The following is a 16,115-nucleotide window of genomic DNA, read 5'->3' as shown; positions in this document are numbered from 1 at the left end:
AATTTAGCATCGGGCTGGTGGGGGTCAATGTAGATATGATCGATGCGATCGGTGTTAAAAGTTGAGGTACGACGGATGATACCGTGGACTTCATAGCCTTTTTCTAATAATAATTCGCTCAGATAGGAACCATCTTGGCCGGTGATGCCGGTAATTAGGGCGCGTTTAGCTTCAGTCATCAGTAATTTACCTAATCGGAAAGAATAAAGACCATATAAAGAGTCTGACTGCTTATAGCACACTTTAGTCACTGGGGACAAGTTTGGCTAGGTTGACAGGGGACAAAAAGATGAATTTATTTTTTATCCAGGCTGCATAGATTCTAAATGGTTCTGACAATTTTCTCGAAATTTTCTGACTTGAAATTCCTTGACTTTGGTTAATTGATAATTATCTTTTCCCATGGCTAGGGAAAATTTTGCTTCGGTGTCATCAAGTAAATTTTTGGAGATAGCTTTCCACTGTTCTTCTGTTTGCCAATGGACAACGATAATTAATTGTTCCTCGATGGCGGGATTAATCCAAATTTCTTTACCTAAAAACCCCGCTTGTTTTGCTAAAAACTTTGTCCAAATTTCTTGATCTTTTTGGATAAATTTTTCTCGCGCTTCGGGTTTAACTTGAAATTCTAACCACTCAATGACCATAGTAATTATCTCCTATTTTTTGGTTTTGATCAAGAATTCTTCTGTGAGTTTCATAAAAGCTTTAGAACCACTAGAAGAGGGCATGGCTGCCACCGCAGGCACGAACATATCCACAGCTTTAGCTACATTAACATCCATAGGAATCGCATTAGCAAAAATTTGATGGGCTTGAAAATCCTGTTGTACCCGGCGCATGACTTGATTATAGTAGCGACTCAGTAAACCACCACCGGAAAGAATAAAAACTATACCGAGTAAACCGGGGTTAATCGGGTCAGTTTCTTGATGACTAGCTTTCAGTTTAACTATTCTTCTTTCTAATAGCTGAATGCCGACAATTGATAAAGGTTCTGGACGGGCAGGTAGTAAATAAAAATGACTGCTACATAGACCACTACGAGTTAAAAGATTATAGCCCGGAGCGCAGTCCATGATAATATAATCGTAACGGTCTTGAATAGGGTCAATGATTTTTTGAATTAAGACTCTTTCTAGGTTATTCCAAGCATGATCAAAGCCTAAATCTTCCTGTAAAATTGCTTGATGGTGCAGGGTTTCTGAGACGACATATTCATCATAAAGCTCGATGTCTCCTGGCAGTATATCTAAGCCTTGAATTTCACAGACTGAAGGGACGATAATATCATCAATAGTTAATTTATTGTAGGGATTGGGTTTGATAATTGCTTCTAATAAATAGCTTAAAGTGCGTTTTTTGCGACGCAGTTGAGCAAATTCATGGGGGGACATTAAGCTAAGAGTCGCACTGATTTGAGCATCTAAATCGAGGACAAGGACTCGTTTTTGCTGAAATTTAGCTAAACAGGTGGCAAGATTGACGGTAAGGGTAGTTTTTCCTACTCCTCCTTTCATATTAACGGTGCTGATGACAGTGGCCATTATGGGAATTCCTTTCTAGTTAACCGATGGAATATCTCGACGTAAAACTTGCCCATTGGGAGCCATAATCAGAGGAGGTAAACTGGTAATATCGATCGCTTCTTGGGTTTTCATGTCGTAGGTAGTGTAAACTGTCTCCTGTTGATGGGGATTAATATCGACAATTGTTAGGGTTTTTCTGGGTGCTTGTTCACTCTTCAATAACCGTCGCGGTCCACTGCCTAAAGCTCCTGCGTGTAATAATTGTAACTGCCCCCGTTTACCCGGATAGTAAGCGTGAGCATGGCCACTAATATAAGTATGCACCTGATGAGCCTCTAAAAACGCTCTTAATTGCTCGGCATCGGCTAAATAATCCCCCGGTCGATTTCTGCCCACGGCAATACCGTAGAGGGGTAAATGACCGATTACTAGCCGCATTATAGCATTTTTAGCGTCGCTACTACTCAAGTTTTTTGCCGCCCAATTTAGTTGTTTCCGAGAGATTAAATGAGTGGAGGCATCCCAAACTAGATAGAATATGCCATTTTGAGTGAAAGTATAATAAAAAGGAAAGCCAGTTTTATCGATAAAATTTAAACTTGTATTATGTTGGGGGTTTTGCCAATAATCTTGGGCTAGTTTTCTCTCCTTAGCATAGATAAATTTTCCTGCGGATAAAGCTCCAGAAGCGTCATGATTACCGATGGTAAAACCAAAGGGTATTTTAGCAGCTCGCAGGGGCGCGGCGATATGGTGATCAAAGGCCGACCACATAGCGTTAATTGCTACCTCTGTCAAGCTGCTTTTTTGTCCTGCCACCATGTCGCCACCACAGAGAACCAGATCGGGTTTATGATTGATAATTAAAGGAATAGCTCGATCGATTTCGGGATCGTAAGTAGTGGAACCGTATTGACTATTAAGGTCACTAATCACGATTATCTTGACTTTTTTCGCCTTTTGTGCTTGTTTAACAGCCGACTCAGGGGGATTTTTGGAAGTAACAGGCTGTAAAATCTGATGAGCGCAAGCTGCCAAGCTAAAACCGCCTAAACTGCCACTAATAAGCAAAAATTTACGGCGTTGCATAGAATATCAATCTCGTCTTTAATTGAGGTCATGTCAGTTAGTGTAGCAATTTTTGTCCCTTCGATCGCTTTTTTGTTGATTATCCCAATTAACTATCAGGAGATAACTTGACAATTCTCTTAACTTCTTTTGCGCCTTGGTTATGCCATCATCGGAGTAATTCCTCCGATGATTTGTTAGTATCTATTCAAGATAATTATCCAAAAAATCTTTTATTTTTGCGTCAACTTCCCGTTAATACTCATCGAGCCAGTGAACGAGTTATCAAAGCTATTCAAGACAAAAAAACCGATTTAGTTATTTGTTGTGGCATGGCGGAAAGTCGTTATCGTTTAAGTTTAGAATCTCAGGCTAGGAGTAGTACAAAAAAGTTATTGACACCAGTTCCCTTGCCAGATTTAATTAAAAACCTTAACTATAGTTATATCAGCGATAATGCCGGTCAGTTTGTCTGCGAAGAATTATATTTTCAAGTCTTAAAATATCATCCGAGAGCCTTATTCATTCATGTGCCGCTTTTAACTGATAAAAATTTTGCTATTATTCAAAGGGATTTTCAGAAAATTATCACCCTTAGCCGTTAGCTCATATAATTCGAGAGTAAGTTTCAAGGGAAAAAGGAAAAAGGATATACTGGTATTTTGCCATAATTGCCCTCCTCGACTTGAGAGCGCACCTGAGTCTAATAAATCTCATTGCCACGTCGAGCAAATTCTTCTTTGCTGTAGAGGGGTGATCCTACTATCATTGGCTTGAACCAGTTGCAACTTTTGCCCCTCTATTTTAACCTAAACATTGGGAATCTTCGCTAACATTCGTCAACTGGGTCCACAAGAGGGGCATCGCACTTAGACTCACAGCTTTAATAAATGTGCATGGTACGTTCCCAAAAAATCTATTGGTGGAGTGGTAGAAGTTGCATTAGGGAACGTACCCTACGGCTACCTAATCTTTTTAAATCTTTTTCAGTTGCGGCTGTCATCAGTTAAACTCCTATTAGTTTAATTTTTCTTGCCCAGATTCGATAGTGATTGCGGATAACTTTCTCATTATCAACTTCCCTCCCAGATTTTTAAATAGGCATTTTCCATATTTTGAGCGAATTTTTTCCCTTGCCAGAGCGGGGCTGTGTCACGATTTCCTAACAGTTGATGGCTGATGTCTTGACGAAGGGAGCGATCGAGTCCTAATTTTACTCCCCAGTCGATATATTCTGCCTCATTCCAGCCAATTCCGGCTTCAATACCAGCATTAATCATAAAAGTATAACTATTGCGGGCGGAAAATTGTTCTCCTACCAATGTAACTAAAGGGATTCCTTGCCATAAAACTTCTAAGGTGGTGGTAGCACCATTGTAGGGATAGGTATCTAACACCACATCGGCAATCTGTAAATTAGCGCGATGGGTATATTCATCGATATCTCTCGGTAAAAACCGCAATCTTTGGGGATTAACTCCCTCCCGAATCGCTATTTCAGTAAATAATTCTTGAATTTTTTCAGTCTTACCGACTCCCTTAATCAGAAAATAACTATTAGGGACTTGTGCGAGAATTTTCATCTGAAGTTTAATAGTATCAGGATGACGTTTCATGCCACTTTGTGCGGAAAAATAGATGGTAGCATCGGGGGGAATTTCTAAATCTTCTCGACGGAGATTAGGAGTACCGATTTCAAAACCATCCACTGCTAAATATGTCTCTGGTAAACGATAGATTTTTTCTCGATAATATGCCTCCGCTTGCTGGGGTAAAACGTAGGGATCGGCGATATAGTAATCAATAGTTGCTAATCCAGAAGCATCCCAACCTAACCAAGTCACTTGTTTTGCTGCGGGTTTCTGGTCCATAATCTGATTGGTGAGATTATGGGTTAAACTATCTAAATCTACTAGAATATCTATCTGATCCTGTTGAATTTGTTGGGCAACTTCTAGGGGATTTTGAGCGTAGGGAAAATGACGGATAATATCTCGGCTATCCCGGAACCATTGACGGGTAATTTCATCTTCTTCTTGGTTAATAGTATAGATGGCTATTTGCAATTTTTCTCGATCATGATGGTGAATTAACCAACGACTTAACCAACCGACAGAATGATGTTTTAAGGTACTAGCAAGATAACCAATCGTTAGTTTTTCTTGAACTTTTTTGATCCTAAACAAAGGAGTTTTTAAACTATTATTATCAAGGAAAATTTCGGCGACGCAATTAGTTAATTTTCGGTTGGCTAAGGCTCGATCGCCTAGGTAGGGTAGGGGACTAGAAACATTGAGAAAGCTAGTTTTAATAATCGGTTCTAAAGTGATATTTTTCTGACGGGTTAATTCCTGTAATAAATCATGATATTCTTGATAAATATGAGCAATTTCTTGCCAAACTCCCCAGCGCAAAAGTATTAACAAAATCAGATAATTACTGTATAACTTTAGGGTTGGAGTTAGACAAATTTCTCGGAATTGATAGGCAGTTATCAAAGAATTATCAAAGTCTTCTGCTAAAATATAGAGGTTAACCAATTGTTCCAAAAGACTCAGATCATTTGGTCTTAATTGCAGACAAAGTTTAATAATTTCCACTCCAAAAGTGGGACTTTGTTGCTCGTTGGTGACTCGTGCTGCTATCTGAAAAGCTTGCGGGATAAAACTATCGGCTAATTCCTCTAGATAGGGTAAACTTGCTTGAGCTAAATCTAAAGTTAATTCGTGGGGATATAAAAGACTTTTGAGAACTACATTTAAAAGCAATTCTCGATCGGGATTAGATCTGAGATTGTCTTGAATAGGATAATTAAGTAGTTCTTCAGGATCAAATATTTCTAAATCTAAAGCTAAGTCGAATAAAGCTAATAAATTATTAATTGACTTGGGAACAATTTCCTGTAGATGATAGCGAAAATATTCTACAGCTGCCAGATCACCTTTTCTTTGTTGTCGTCGCGCTTCTGCGTCTAAAACCGCTTCTAATTCTGCTTGCCATTGCTTAACTTGTTCTGGATTGCCTTCGCTTAAAATACTTTGCCACATCACCTGCGCTTCTGCTTCTAAATTTTGCAGAAGATAGGCAACTCCCAAGTACCAATAGTCAGAAATATTTTCGGGATTGTTATCGATTAGTTCCTCGTAGATTGCCGCAACTTGAGGATAATCTTCGGCAATTAAAGCTTGATAAGCGTCAGGATGCCACATAAATCAGTTATCAGTTTTTTGAGATAATATTTTCAGAAAATCTTGATGTTCTTGACTGGCTAAACCTTGCTGTAAAACAGTCAAAACCTGTCCCAAGTTACCCGCTAATAAAGCATTAACATCTAACCAAAGACCGGGGAAACCCTGCGAGTAAATTATCTCTCGACTATCGGGTTCAAGTTTAATATATTCTCCAGCATTTAATCGGAACCAATCTAATTGACGTTCATAAACTCGCCAAACAAGATATTCTTGCACTTGATTACGACGATAAACTCGCCATTTATTGTGGAGATCATAGGAAGCAGTAGAAGCGGCGATTTCTAGGATTAATTCCGGCGCACCTTCGATATAATCATCGTCACTAATAGTTGATTGTCCAGCAATTTTAATTCTTAGTAAAGCATCCGGTTGTACCTCATTATCTGCGTCCAGACGCACTGTAGTATTATCCGCAGACATTACCCCAATTGTGGCAGCTTTATAGACCCCTAACCAAGTTAAAATATCAGAATGAGGTTCTCCATGACTCTGCACTCGTACAGGAGAGGACATATAAACTATCCCTTCAATTAATTCGGCTTTTTTTACTTCAGAAAAGTTCTGATAACGACGCTCAAATTCCTGGCGACTTAGTTGATCACCATTTTCTAAAGGAGGGGTTTTAGGGAGAGAATAAATAGGTTCAGAAGTGATCATTTTATTTGCCCCGAACAACAGTAGATTTATCCTCCCCTAGTCCAGTGAAAAAGTGACAGTTAGGGGGATAAAGCTCAAAAACAATTGACTGATAAGTAGGGAGGCACAATTATTTGTAGGATGGGTTAGCGGTAGCGTAAACTATGCAGGCGTTGGGTTTCATGCTTCAACCTAACCTACGTTCTGGAAACTGTCAACTTAAAACTTACATCTGATAACTGATAACTGATAACTGATAACTGAAATTAAACCACTTTAGCGATGGCTGCTTCTAGCTTATCCATCGCCTCATCTACTTCTGTTTCCGAGACAATTAAAGGCGGTACAAAACGGAGGACTTTCGGACCTGCGGGAGCAATTAATAAACCCTCGGCCAAGGCTGCATTAACAATAGTAGATGAAACCAACTCACTTTCTGAATTAATTTCCAGACCATTAATTAAACCCCAACCGCGCACATCGACAAATAGATGGGGATATTGAGAAGCAATCACGCGTAAACGGCTGCGTAATTGTTCCCCTCGCTGCTGGACATTTTCGAGAAGATGATCCCGTTCAATGGTTTGTAATACTGTTAAAGCTGAGGCACAAGCGAAAGGATTACCTCCAAAGGTACTCGCATGACTACCCGGTTCAAACACATCACAGAATTTTCTGCACATCATCGCACCGATGGGAATACCACCCGCTAAACCCTTAGCAGAAGTGAAAATATCCGGTTCCACTCCTAAATTCTCATAACCCCAGAGTTTACCAGTTCTTCCGACTCCCACCTGTACTTCATCAAAGACAAGCAAAATGTTATTTTCGTCGCAAATTTGCCGTAAACGTTGGAAATATTCGATATCCCCCGGACGAACTCCCCCTTCACCCTGCAGCGGTTCCAACATAATCGCAGCCACCCGACGATTACCCTCATCGAGATCAGCGATCGCATTTTCCACCGCTTCGATATCATTATAGGGAATATAGGCAAACCCCGGCATCAGGGGTTCAAAGTCTTTTTGGTACTTCGGTTGACCGGTTGCGGTGATGGTAGCTAAAGTGCGGCCGTGAAAACTAGCGTGAGCGGTTAGAATAACTGGCTGTTCGAGGAAATCTAGCACCGTATGGGCATATTTTCGTACTAATTTAATCGCCGCTTCGTTTGCTTCCGCACCAGAATTACAGAAAAAGACTTTATCAGCGCAGGAATGATCGACAATCCATTTAGCTAGTTCTCCTTGTTCGGGAATATAGTATAAATTCGAGACATGATGGAGTTTTTGGATTTGCTGACTAACCACTTCAATTAAAGCAGGGTGCGCGTGACCGAGGGTACAGGTGGCAATTCCCGCGACAAAATCAAGGTATTGTTTCCCAGAAGTATCCCAGAGGAGACAGCCTAACCCTTTGGCGATCGCAATGGGAAAACGACCATAAGTATTCATCACATAGCTGTTAAAACTATCTGGATCGAAGGGTTGATTCGGGTTTAAATTGGGAGTGGGATCAACTAGGGTTGGTTCTAAAAGGGTTTCTGGACTCACTGGGGAACTCCTGCGCGATTAGACATAGGGGAAATTATAATCAAATCCGTCTGAGAAGGACGGGTTATTTAGATTAAAAACTGATTTCATTGTAAGTTACTAGACAGTGTTAGGGGTGAATTTTGCTTGTCTATCAGTGAAGATAAATATCGTCGTCTGCGTCAGGAATTAATCGGGGGAATTTTTGCCCTGATTGTGGTATTTTTGCTGGGTACGCTTTGGTATCATCTGATCGAGGGTTGGAGTTGGCTAGATTCGGCCTATATGACGATTAGTACCCTCGCTACCGTCGGTTTTGGCGAAATTAATCCACTAGGTGAACGGGGACGATTGTTTACAATGGTTTTGATTATCATGGGAGTAGTCAGCATCGGTTATATTGTTAATCGCTTGACCGAAGCTTTAATTCAAGGCTATTTTCAAGAGGGACTCAAACAGAGACAGGAGAAACGCTTGATCGATCGACTATCGGAACATTATATCATCTGTGGTTTGGGTCGCACAGGCAGACAGGTAGCGATCGAATTTTACGCAGAAAATATTCCTTTTGTAGTTATTGATACAGACCCCCTACAGGTAAATCGGGCGAAAGAATTAAATTATATTGTTGTTCAAGGAGATGCCACCTTAGATAAATCTTTACAAATGGCAGGAATTGAACGCGCTATTTGTATTGTGGCCGCTTTAACTTCCGATGCGGAGAATTTATATACAGTTTTGTCTGCTAAAACTCTTAATCCGAAAATTCGCGCCATTGCTAGGGCCAGTACCGAGGAAGCAGTACAAAAATTACAACGGGCCGGGGCCGATGCGGTGGTATCTCCCTATATTACCGGCGGCAGAAGATTAGCGGCCGCAGCCCTACGACCGCAGGTGATGGATTTTGTCGATGGTATTTTAACTGGAACCGATCGATCGTTTTATATGGAGGAATTTTTAATCGATCCGAGGACTTGTCCCTGTGTGGGTTTAAGTCTTAGTCAAGCACATTTAAGATCTCGATCGGGGGCCTTAGTTTTGGCTATACGTCGCGCTGATGGTACGCTAATCGGGGGACCGACTGGCGATACGGAATTAATGGCCGGGGATTTATTAATTTGTATGGGAACGGCCGAACAATTACGCAGTTTAACTCAGATTTTAATCCCTATGCGATCGGATGGTTTACGTTTACCGAAACATTAGTTAAAGAATCGATAAAAAATCGGCTGGTACCATTGCGGGAACAGGGGAAGCGGCAAAATCTCTTAGGTTTCGCGTTATGATTATTTCTAGCTTTTCTGATTCAGCAACGGCACTGGTAACGGCATCTTCAAAATCTTTCATCTGACTTGTCAATGCTTGCCTAATTATTGCATCTGTCACCCTAGCAACTTGCAAATTCTCTAGAAGACTTATCACCAATTTTCTTGAGCTTTCCTTCCGTTTTGTTTAGACAAAATATAATAAATATTAGTGACGGCATGACCAGAAATATATCCTTGAGTTTTACCTGTCTTAACTGTATTTAATGCTTGTACAGATGCTTGAAAATGTGGTTCACGCTTACACAAAACATCTAGCAATACATCACTATCGAATAGGACTCGTTTCACCGATACTTCTCCACTAAATAATCAATATACGATTCTTTTGGGTCTTCTGATCCTAAATCGACAACCCCCACTAAGTTTCTTGTCCAAGGATCAAGATCGCTTAAATCATCTGTTAGGGAATGAGAAGTAGTTTCTAAAGATACATTACTAGGATTAAATCGCTCTTGAATTCTGAAAATTATTAAACTGTAATAGGCTCTCAGTTGGGTGACTAAAGATTTGTCAGTATCTTGGAAATATTCGGTTATAGTACGATTAGAAACCGATAGAGCATTTTTAGCTCCCTGGTAAATTTGCTCTAATTCTGAATCGGCAAACATATCAATAAACACATCTATCGTTTCCGAGATAAGGAGTGAACCTTCCACCACTCTGATTAAATCGGCTTTTTCCTCACCAGTCTTTCCCTCATTGATCTGAGCAAGGCCGATAAATAATTGATTATAGGCAGTTACTCTATCGGTAAATTCATTGATAATCTCAATCAAATTTATTGCCGAAATCTCATTCTTATATTGTTTCCATACCTGAAACCATAGTTGATTAATTTGACAAAATATATCGGCTCTTGCTTGATAAGTTTTAGAGTTATCCTTAACTTGCTCAAGTAAAATCTGAGTTTCTTGTAGTAAATTATCCAGTATTATCCGATCAGAATCGGTGACAATTTGATCGAGTTTATCTGTAATATTTTGCAGGTTTTCTAACAAAAATTGTCCTAAATTTTCCCGTTCGACTGAACTGGGCAGACTATTCATCATATTTACCTCTCCTAAAACGGCTCTTCTAGGTTCTGTGTGATAAGTTTAACTTACATCGGATCGATCAATCTTTGTGTCCTTTGTGTCTTTGTGGTTCGTTCCACCCCCTCGCTAGGAGGAATGTATCTTAGAATATACTTTACCCACCAAATCCAAGAGAGCCTGAATACTGACTTGGAAACTACTGGCTCCTTAATCCTCAATCTATCAGCCTTGCAGCTTACTTAGATAATTTGTACTATAGAGTTCTGGCATAATTAATTTTTGAGAGTTCAAAAATGAGTCAAAATCCCAATTCTTCCTCGCGATCACTGCAGCCGCTGCCGGTTCCCTCCATCCCGATACCTCCCTCGGAGTTAATCAAGGGAACCAAACCAGAGATAAATCAAGAAATGAGCCAAAAGGTGGCGATGCAGTCCAAAAAAGTGCCTAATATGCCACAAAATGGTCAAATATCGCCACCACGTTCTCCCCAAAGTCGCGCTTCCAATCAACCCACCTTAGAGCATTTGGTTCGGATTGCCTTTGAGCGGGGTTATTCGGACGTTCACCTCGGGGTTGGAGAACAACCCCGGATGCGGGATCGTGGCGAAATGATTATTCTCGACTATCCTGAAATTGACATCAACACTTTTTATAGTTGGTTACGCGAAATCCTCGGTGAAGAAGAAATCCTTCGCTTTAAAAAAGACCTAGAATTTGACGGTGCGACTCAGTACCAATTCGCTAGAGCGCGGATTAATATCTTTGAAAGTCTGCGCGGTCCGGGGATGGTTTTGCGTCTGATTCCCATGAAAATCCCCACGATGGAACAATTGGGCCTACCGATAGTGTTTCGGGATGTGTGCGATGTGCAGAAGGGATTGATTTTAATCACCGGTCCGACGGGTTCGGGGAAATCCACCACCCTAGCAGCCATGATCGATTACATCAATAAAGAACAAGCCAAACATATTATCACCATCGAAGACCCGATCGAATTTATCCATAAAAGTCGTCGCAGTTTGATCAAACAACGGGAAGTGGGAATACACACCCATGAGTTCGATAATGCCCTAAAAGCCTGTTTGCGGGAAGACCCAGATATTATTCTGGTGGGGGAGATGCGGGACAAAGCCACCGTTAATACTGCCCTGAAAGCTGCCCAAACCGGTCACTTAGTCCTGGGAACCCTGCACACCAGCAGCGCTGTAAAAACCCTTGACCGGATTTTAACTCTTTATAGTGCCGAGGAACGGGAATCCCTGCTGGTTGCGATCGCAGAATCCCTAGTTTGTATTATTTCCCAGGGTTTATGTCGCACCACCGACGGTAAACGGACCGCTTTTTACGATATTCTCGTCAATACAGAGGCCGTCAAAGATTACATTCGCGGGGGCAAAAATGACGAAATTATCGAATTAATGAGAGACGGCGAATACCACGGCATGATTACCACTAATCAATCCCTGTTTAGCCTCTATCAAGAGGGACGGATTACCGATGAGGTCGCCTTGGCCATGTCCCCGGTCCCCAATGAAATGGCCATGATGATGCGGGGTAGAATCTAGAAAAACCCTGAAGGAAATTCTTCAGGGATCAAGAGTTTAGTAGGCTAGAAAAATAGAAGCTCCTACTTATTCTCTAGGGGAACCCCTCAAGTGATCACTTCCACGATTGTGTTGCCCGATATTTTTAAAGGCATCGCCCTGTTTACCCCCGGGGGCGATCTAATTTACTGTATCGATCCTGATAAACAAACTCATTGGCATCTGAATCTCTGCGCTGCTCTCCAGTCCGCTTTAGGGTTGCCAGAACCCCCCCATTTTTTAGTTCCTAGTTTTACTGCTACCATCGATCGCTGGCGAGATCCCTACAGTCACCGTATTCATACTAGAGCCGAAGTCTATCCCCTTGTCCGTCGCTATCAGCCTTTATTAAATGCTATTTTCGCCACGGACGATCGAGCTTGGTTTACTGTACCCTGGCAGGAACAATCCTCTAATCCCACTATCTTAGAAACCTATCGTCAGCAGTTTCCCCAACTTTGGCAATCCCACGATCTGATTCTCCGTTATCAGGAGCGCCACCCAACCACTTCAGGGATTAATGCTGACTCTGACTATACCAATCCTAGTCCCAAGGGTTATGTTTTGCGGTTATTTGTCTCCGGTAATAATGCCAATACTAAACACACCCTAGAATCGATCCATCAGCTTCTAGAACGAGAATTACACCATCCCTATACCCTGAAAGTGATCGATATCTCTAAACATCCAGAACAAGCAGAATCTAATCATGTCTCTGCTATTCCCACTTTAGTCCGGGTTTGGCCGCAACCGGTGAAACGCATCATCGGCGAATTTGAGGATTTACCGCGAGTATTACAGATTATCGCCACCTCTTAGGGGTTAAAGACTTCTGACTCAATCCCCCGCCACCATTCGCCCAATTTCATTAAGTCTTGCTGAATATCATCCAATTCTTGGATATATTCCTGTTGGGAAAGACTGGCGCGACGTTCTTGCAGTTTTTTGAGACGCAATTGCACCAACAGCCAAGGCTTGGAAATACCGTTAGTTTCTTCAATATAGCGAGCAATATCTTGACTATCCATAGTTTTTACTGTTATCATCCTATATTTTGTCAAATTAACCCAAGACTCCTTTTTTTAGTTGCAGAAGATTATGTTTGATTTTAGCCACTATTACCCCTACACCGAATTAGTTTCTTTCCTGAAAAACCTAGCTTCATCCTATCCTAATTTAATTAGCCTCACCTCGATCGGTAAAAGCTACGAAAATCGAGATATCTGGTTAACTACCCTAACAAATCAAGCCACAGGCCATTATTTAGAAAAACCTGCCTATTGGATCGATGCTAACACCCATGCGGGGGAAGTAACAGGCTCTGCCGTCGCTCTCTACACTATCGCTCATCTTTTGCGCCAATACGGTCATAATTCCCAAATTACCAGACTTCTTGACCATTACACTGTCTATATTTTGCCGCGATTAGCCGTGGATGGAGCGGAAAAATATCTCACCACTCCCTATATGTTACGATCAAGTATTCGCCCCTATCCCCACACGGATGAGAAACCGGGGCTATATCCTGAAGATATTAACGGCGATGGTTTAATCCTACAAATGCGCCAAAAAGATACCTGTGGCGCTTGGAAAATTTCTGACCAAGATCCTCGCATTATGGAGCGTCGCGAACCGGAGGAATTTGAGGGAACTTTTTACACTTTGCTCACCGAAGGTTTAATCCGCGATTACGATGGCTATAATTTTACCACTGCCCCCACCCTAGAAGGCCTGGATTTTAACCGCAATTATCCTGTTTATTGGGTTCCTGAAGGGGAACAACAGGGGGCTGGAGATTTTCCTTTTTCGGAGCCAGAAACCCGTGCAGAAGCCAAATTTTGGGCAAATAACACCAATATTAATGGCTTCGTTACCTATCATACCTATTCCGCAGTCATGTTGCGTCCCTATAGCACCCATCCCGATGAATATTTCCCCGTGGAAGACTTAGAAATGTATAAATATATTGCTGATAAGGGAAAAGCAATGACTGGTTATGAATGCGTTTCTGTCTATCACGATTTTCGTTATCATCCCAAAGAAGTGACTAACGGTGCCATGGATGATTACGGTTACGACCATTTTGGTTGGTATGGTTTTACGGTGGAGTTATGGGATGCACCCACCCAAGCAGGAGTAAAAAAAGATGATTATATTCAATGGTTTCGCTGGCATCCTTTGGAAGATGAATTGAAGTTACAGCGTTGGAATGATGAGAATTTGGCGGGAAAGGGTTTTATTAATTGGCAAAGTTTTGATCATCCCCAATTGGGAGAGGTGGAAATTGGCGGTTGGGACTTTAAAAATGTCTGGCAAAATGCCCCAGAAAAGTATTTACCAGATTTATGTGAAAAACAATGTCAGTTTACTATTGCCCATGCTTTAATGTCACCTCTTTTAGCTATCTCTCGTCTTGATCTGAAGTCGGAGGGAAATGGTATTTATCATCTGGTTTTACAGTTAGAAAATCAGGGATTTTTACCCACTTATACCAGTAAAAAAGCACTGGAAAGAAAGATCGTTCGTCCCATTCAAGTCAAGTTAAATTTGGCCGATGAGGTGAGTTTAATAGTGGGAAAATTAGAGCAGGAAATCGGTCACTTAGAAGGGCGATCAAATAAAGTATATAGTAGCCTCGCTCACGGTTTAGATTATCGCTGTACGGTGGAATGGGTGATTAAGGGAGTTTCTGGTCAAGAAATCGAGATTATCGCTATAGCTGAAAGAGCCGGGACAGTCAGACAAAAAGTGATTTTATAGAGCTATTTGGTTCGATAAAATTGTTAAATAAGTCTCGTGGGATTCCGTGGGTAAAACTCGCAATTTTTGGCTGCGAAGATCTGGTTCTAATCCCAAAGCTTCTAAAGGAATTACTCCTAATAAATTGTTTTGACCTCTGGGTAATTCCAAACATTCAAAAGTCCCTTCTCGTCCCGCAATAATCAAGGTAGCATCGCGAAAAATTCTCGCTTTTCCTATGCCTTTAGCCGTAGCCACATCTACTTCTTTTAAAAGCTGTAAACCCAAGCGGGAGATTACTTCTGGCACCAGACAAACAGTAGTTGCTCCCGTATCTACCAAGACATTTTCTAGGGTAAGAGAGCGAATTTGATCGGGAGAGATCACAGCCGCTGCTGCTAAAATTTGATCGGCGCGATTAATAACTGTAATACTGGTGTAGATTTTGCCCATATCTTCTGTAATAATTGCTGGATCAACCATAATACTACCCTCAATTCTACCCCTGAATTATACCAGAATAACTGCCAAAAAAACTGTCTAGTAATTTTAATTATTAATCCAGCCATCCGGCACAATTGCACCGCAGAAGTTAACTCCCATGAGATTAGCACTCATTAACTCGGCACCAGTTAGATTGGCATTACTTAAATCAGCACTGGTGAGATTTGCTCTAGCAAAGAAAACATCGATTAAATCCGCTTCCCTAAGATTAACTCCTGAAAGATTAGCCTTTCTTAAGTCAGCATGATTCATTCTTGCCGCTTGAAAATTAGCTTGACTAAGATTAGCTCGATACGATCATTTTCTCAACATTTTTTATAGGCGGCAAACATTAATTTTTGCATTCTCTCCGCCTCTAGATGATTTTCTAGGCTATTAACCACCCGTCTTAAGGAATTATCTTCCTCGTTGTTGACAGCATTATTAACGGCGGTAAACCTAGGATTAACTGCTGGTTCTAATGGTGATAATTGGGTGTCATAGGCGGCAGCAATATCACTATATAATTTACTGATTTGCTCAATAATAACCGTGGCTACTCCCGCATAAACTTCAGGACGATTTAGGGTTTTAACTAATTTATAAACAGAAAAAGTTAATTGTTCCTTACTGGTTTTAATTTGCAGCAACTCCTCCAACAAGTCTTCCATCGCCACACCGTCTAATACTAAATCCGTTGAGTATAGGTAACATATCAGGATAGGCAATAGGCAATAGGCAAAAGGCAAAAGGCAAAAGGCAAAAGTGGGGATAGATAATCAGTTTTTAATAACTGGATTTAGTCTAAAATATTAGGGTAATGATTCGGTAGTAGTGGCGTAGCTCTCTTGCTTACCTGGTATGAATTGTGTAAAATATTTATGAATAAAAATAATTGGAACCCGATCAGTCTTTAAACCTCTAGCTTGATCATG

At 41.0% G+C, this 16,115-nt stretch carries 18 protein-coding genes and 1 pseudogene; 5 read left to right on the top strand and 14 right to left on the bottom strand.

The window, feature by feature from the left end; all coding sequences use genetic code 11:
* The 4 genes from EWV60_RS01085 to EWV60_RS01070 form a co-directional block, all read right to left on the bottom strand.
* The coding region (locus tag EWV60_RS01085; protein WP_287230353.1) for a GDP-mannose 4,6-dehydratase at positions 1–179 on the bottom strand (179 nt) is incomplete at its 3' end.
* Positions 180–302: 123 nt separating this feature from the next.
* The gene (locus tag EWV60_RS01080; RefSeq protein WP_103112502.1) at positions 303–647 is read right to left on the bottom strand and encodes a TIGR03792 family protein; all 345 of its coding nucleotides are present in this window, start codon (positions 645–647) and stop codon (positions 303–305) included.
* A gap of 12 nt (positions 648–659) precedes the next feature.
* The gene (locus EWV60_RS01075; RefSeq protein ID WP_287230351.1) at positions 660–1,547 is read right to left on the bottom strand and encodes a ParA family protein; all 888 of its coding nucleotides are present in this window, start codon (positions 1,545–1,547) and stop codon (positions 660–662) included.
* Positions 1,548–1,562: 15 nt separating this feature from the next.
* Positions 1,563–2,618 carry a metallophosphoesterase family protein gene (locus EWV60_RS01070; protein ID WP_287230349.1) on the bottom strand — a complete coding sequence of 352 codons (1,056 nt, stop codon included), beginning with the start codon at positions 2,616–2,618 and terminating at the stop codon, positions 1,563–1,565.
* Between the two features lie 107 nt (positions 2,619–2,725).
* On the opposite strand from EWV60_RS01070, the gene EWV60_RS01065 reads away from it, so the two are divergent.
* Entirely contained in the window at positions 2,726–3,202 is a 477-nt protein-coding gene (locus EWV60_RS01065) for a pyroglutamyl-peptidase I family protein (protein ID WP_287230347.1), read from the top strand.
* A 468-nt stretch (positions 3,203–3,670) separates the two neighbouring features.
* On the opposite strand, the gene EWV60_RS01060 is transcribed toward EWV60_RS01065, so the two are convergent.
* From EWV60_RS01060 to EWV60_RS01050, 3 genes are all read right to left on the bottom strand, one after another.
* A complete protein-coding gene (locus EWV60_RS01060; RefSeq protein WP_287230345.1) occupies positions 3,671–5,806 on the bottom strand; it encodes an O-linked N-acetylglucosamine transferase, SPINDLY family protein in 2,136 nt (711 codons plus the stop codon).
* 3 nt (positions 5,807–5,809) lie between these two features.
* Positions 5,810–6,505 carry a Uma2 family endonuclease gene (locus tag EWV60_RS01055; protein ID WP_069475214.1) on the bottom strand — a complete coding sequence of 232 codons (696 nt, stop codon included), beginning with the start codon at positions 6,503–6,505 and terminating at the stop codon, positions 5,810–5,812.
* Between the two features lie 245 nt (positions 6,506–6,750).
* Complete coding sequence (locus tag EWV60_RS01050; protein ID WP_287230342.1) at positions 6,751–8,034, bottom strand: aspartate aminotransferase family protein; 1,284 nt, start codon at positions 8,032–8,034, stop codon at positions 6,751–6,753.
* Between the two features lie 126 nt (positions 8,035–8,160).
* Between EWV60_RS01050 and EWV60_RS01045 the strand changes: the two genes are divergently transcribed.
* Positions 8,161–9,219: a potassium channel family protein gene (locus EWV60_RS01045; RefSeq protein ID WP_002803175.1), complete on the top strand. Its 1,059-nt coding sequence runs from the start codon at positions 8,161–8,163 to the stop codon at positions 9,217–9,219.
* On the opposite strand, the gene EWV60_RS01040 is transcribed toward EWV60_RS01045, so the two are convergent.
* From EWV60_RS01040 to EWV60_RS01030, 3 genes are read right to left on the bottom strand one after another with little or no spacing between them, the layout of a single operon-like run.
* A complete protein-coding gene (locus EWV60_RS01040; RefSeq protein ID WP_353734369.1) occupies positions 9,220–9,435 on the bottom strand; it encodes a PIN domain-containing protein in 216 nt (71 codons plus the stop codon). It lies immediately after the preceding gene.
* On the bottom strand, positions 9,432–9,629 hold the full coding sequence (locus EWV60_RS01035) for a PIN domain-containing protein (RefSeq protein WP_262382319.1): 198 nt from the start codon (positions 9,627–9,629) through the stop codon (positions 9,432–9,434). Before EWV60_RS01035 ends, EWV60_RS01040 begins: the two co-directional genes overlap by 4 nt.
* Positions 9,626–10,390 (bottom strand): hypothetical protein, encoded by a 765-nt coding sequence (locus tag EWV60_RS01030; RefSeq protein WP_287230335.1) that lies wholly within the window; start codon positions 10,388–10,390, stop codon positions 9,626–9,628. Before EWV60_RS01030 ends, EWV60_RS01035 begins: the two co-directional genes overlap by 4 nt.
* Before the next feature lie 278 nt (positions 10,391–10,668).
* On the opposite strand from EWV60_RS01030, the gene EWV60_RS01025 reads away from it, so the two are divergent.
* Both EWV60_RS01025 and EWV60_RS01020 read left to right on the top strand, forming a co-directional pair.
* On the top strand, positions 10,669–11,940 hold the full coding sequence (locus EWV60_RS01025) for a type IV pilus twitching motility protein PilT (protein WP_287230333.1): 1,272 nt from the start codon (positions 10,669–10,671) through the stop codon (positions 11,938–11,940).
* A 90-nt stretch (positions 11,941–12,030) separates the two neighbouring features.
* Positions 12,031–12,777, top strand: coding sequence for a circadian clock KaiB family protein (locus EWV60_RS01020; RefSeq protein ID WP_002773939.1), 747 nt, complete (start codon positions 12,031–12,033; stop codon positions 12,775–12,777).
* Here EWV60_RS01020 and EWV60_RS01015 read toward each other — a convergent pair.
* Positions 12,774–12,986 (bottom strand): hypothetical protein, encoded by a 213-nt coding sequence (locus tag EWV60_RS01015; RefSeq protein WP_002758960.1) that lies wholly within the window; start codon positions 12,984–12,986, stop codon positions 12,774–12,776. The two genes, EWV60_RS01020 and EWV60_RS01015, sit on opposite strands and share 4 nt — an antisense overlap.
* A gap of 70 nt (positions 12,987–13,056) precedes the next feature.
* Between EWV60_RS01015 and EWV60_RS01010 the strand changes: the two genes are divergently transcribed.
* Positions 13,057–14,718, top strand: a complete 1,662-nt coding sequence (locus tag EWV60_RS01010) for a M14 family metallopeptidase (RefSeq protein WP_287230328.1) — start codon at positions 13,057–13,059, stop codon at positions 14,716–14,718.
* Here the strand turns inward: EWV60_RS01010 and EWV60_RS01005 are convergent.
* The 3 genes and pseudogenes from EWV60_RS01005 to EWV60_RS00995 all read right to left on the bottom strand — a co-directional run bounded on the left by EWV60_RS01005 (position 14,713) and on the right by EWV60_RS00995 (position 15,851).
* Positions 14,713–15,180 carry a retroviral-like aspartic protease family protein gene (locus EWV60_RS01005; protein WP_287230325.1) on the bottom strand — a complete coding sequence of 156 codons (468 nt, stop codon included), beginning with the start codon at positions 15,178–15,180 and terminating at the stop codon, positions 14,713–14,715. The genes EWV60_RS01010 and EWV60_RS01005 overlap by 6 nt on opposite strands.
* A gap of 66 nt (positions 15,181–15,246) precedes the next feature.
* Positions 15,247–15,492, bottom strand: a pseudogene (locus EWV60_RS01000) (pentapeptide repeat-containing protein); the annotation flags it as partial.
* A 14-nt stretch (positions 15,493–15,506) separates the two neighbouring features.
* Positions 15,507–15,851, bottom strand: a complete 345-nt coding sequence (locus EWV60_RS00995) for a hypothetical protein (protein ID WP_287230323.1) — start codon at positions 15,849–15,851, stop codon at positions 15,507–15,509.
* Positions 15,852–16,115: the final 264 nt, after the last annotated feature.

This window comes from Microcystis sp. Msp_OC_L_20101000_S702 (assembly GCF_007095705.1).
GTDB lineage: Bacteria > Cyanobacteriota > Cyanobacteriia > Cyanobacteriales > Microcystaceae > Microcystis > Microcystis ichthyoblabe_A.
This window is presented reverse-complemented; position numbering and strand designations above follow the sequence as displayed.